Source organism: Aeromonas sp. LsrichE-8G (genome assembly GCF_022869435.1).
GTDB classification, from domain to species: Bacteria; Pseudomonadota; Gammaproteobacteria; order Enterobacterales; family Aeromonadaceae; genus Aeromonas; species Aeromonas caviae.
Genome location: NZ_JALIHH010000138.1, coordinates 1 through 1650, shown reverse-complemented (window position 1 = coordinate 1650; position 1650 = coordinate 1). Strand labels below are relative to the sequence as shown.

General features: G+C 54.0%; 2 protein-coding genes and 3 pseudogenes. 2 read left to right on the top strand and 3 right to left on the bottom strand.

Features of this window, described 5'->3' with window-relative positions; all coding sequences use genetic code 11:
- Window positions 1-83 (top strand): transposase (locus MUW49_RS17470; RefSeq protein WP_202904331.1); only part of this gene is annotated, 83 nt, incomplete at its 5' end.
- 57 nt (window positions 84-140) lie between these two features.
- On the opposite strand, the pseudogene MUW49_RS17465 reads toward MUW49_RS17470, so the two are convergent.
- Together MUW49_RS17465 and MUW49_RS17460 are read right to left on the bottom strand one after the other, a co-directional pair.
- Window positions 141-449, bottom strand: a pseudogene (locus MUW49_RS17465) (VOC family protein); the annotation flags it as partial.
- 110 nt (window positions 450-559) lie between these two features.
- Entirely contained in the window at window positions 560-1027 is a 468-nt protein-coding gene (locus MUW49_RS17460) for a hypothetical protein (RefSeq protein ID WP_113725550.1), read from the bottom strand.
- 153 nt (window positions 1028-1180) lie between these two features.
- Here MUW49_RS17460 and MUW49_RS21960 point away from each other — a divergent pair.
- Window positions 1181-1504, top strand: a pseudogene (locus MUW49_RS21960) (DUF3427 domain-containing protein); the annotation flags it as partial.
- A gap of 24 nt (window positions 1505-1528) precedes the next feature.
- On the opposite strand, the pseudogene MUW49_RS17455 reads toward MUW49_RS21960, so the two are convergent.
- A pseudogene (locus tag MUW49_RS17455) lies at window positions 1529-1650 on the bottom strand (ISAs1 family transposase); the annotation flags it as partial.

The following is a 1650-nucleotide window of genomic DNA, read 5'->3' as shown; positions in this document are numbered from 1 at the left end:
GGTCACGCTCTTACTTTGCGGGCTCTTGCGGCGGAGCACCGTTGGAGGTGATCAAGCAATACATTCAAAACCAGCGGGGCTGACGCCCCGGCGAAATTCCCCTCCCACCTACGTCGGAGGGAGTCCCCTTTCGCATTTAAGATGGGACCACAGGCACCGCTTTTCATCACTGGCCCCTCCACGATTTCGACCCCCTGGCTCGCCAGCTGGGCCATCACCTGATCCAGGGGCCAGCGGGTGATGAGGCAGAGATCCCCCGACCCCACCTGCGCCCGGTTGCGCGCCTCCTCCCCCAGCAACTGCAAATTGATCTTCTGGTTGCCAAAACGCAGCGCCCGGCGGCCTGCCCCGAAGGTGATGGGCTCCATCTTGAAGGCGCCGCTGTAAAACGCCACCGCCCGCTCAATGTCGCTGACCGTCAATACCAGATGGTCGATATGGCTGATCATGGTCTCTCCCTGTCATGGTGATTGCCGCACCATCATACCCACCCGCCTCAATAGAAACTGTGGCATGGTGCACAGGGGGGCTAACCACTTATTTTGACTAGGGAAATACCTTAACGCACGGCAGCACACGCCTTGTCACGCTGGGCCAGCAGGGTTTCGTCATCACTGCCCATGGCCGCCAGAATGGCCTGATTACAGGCCCGCTCCGCGAGCTTACCCGGGCTCTGCTGGGCGTCGGCGATCTCCGCAATCATGGGGCGATAACCGACAGCCGCTGAGCAGTACATGGTGCGGTACTTGGGAAGCTGCCAACTGCTGTCGTCTTGCCGTGTCAGGTCATCGCACAGTTTGCCAAACAGTGCCTGCGCCTTGACCGTGCACTGACTGAAGCGCCGCATATCTTGCTCGTAGGGACGGCAGACACTTTGCTGTTTTATCTGCCAGAGCTGGAAAGAGAAGGGAACCTGCTCTCCCTCATAGGGCACTACCAGCGTTTTTAGCTCGGTGCCATAGATATCCGTCACCTGTTGCTGCACCAGATTGAGATAAGCCGAAAAAAGATAAGATATTGGATCCATCACCACCTCCCTGTGGTTCGCCTTCTCTATCTTCGCCGCCCATGGCTAGATAGATCTTCAAATGGGCAAAATTAGATAACAGCTTACTGATTTAGCTAAAAAAAATGATACCCTGCCTACTCCCCTTATGCACAAGATTCAAGGTCAGTCACCATGCAGCAATGTGGTATTTATGAACAACTCATCACACAACTGTTGGCATCAAGACTAGATCGATCGCATTTCTACATCGGGGAACGACAACTGGAGTCTGCGGAGGCCGCAGTCTGGTTATCACGATTCCTAACTCGTGTGTTGGAATATGCAGTAGGCTCGGTCACTGGCGATGACCCATTACAACGGCAGATTGAGCTGGCTAACCAGTTATTGCTTTGGCTAAAAGATCGCATACAAGACCCAGACTTTATTGGCGAGAACCTTATCGACAGTCAGGGAAAAATACTGACCGCGCTCTACCAGTTAGATAACCCCATCTCTCAGGGTGAGAGCGTGAACATTTTGTTAAATTTCACCCAGTTTTTTGAGACCCGCATTGAGTACCGTTTCCAGATATTCACTGCTCATTCCTGCGATTTTTTGCTTCCGTCTTACGCTCGCCTTGCGTGAAGTCTCGGCCCTGAGCA

Bases quoted from the DNA above. Each gene is read 5' to 3' on its own strand.
- MUW49_RS17460 (WP_113725550.1), bottom strand. From the start codon at position 1,027: ATGGATCCAATATCTTATCTTTTTTCGGCTTATCTCAATCTGGTGCAG.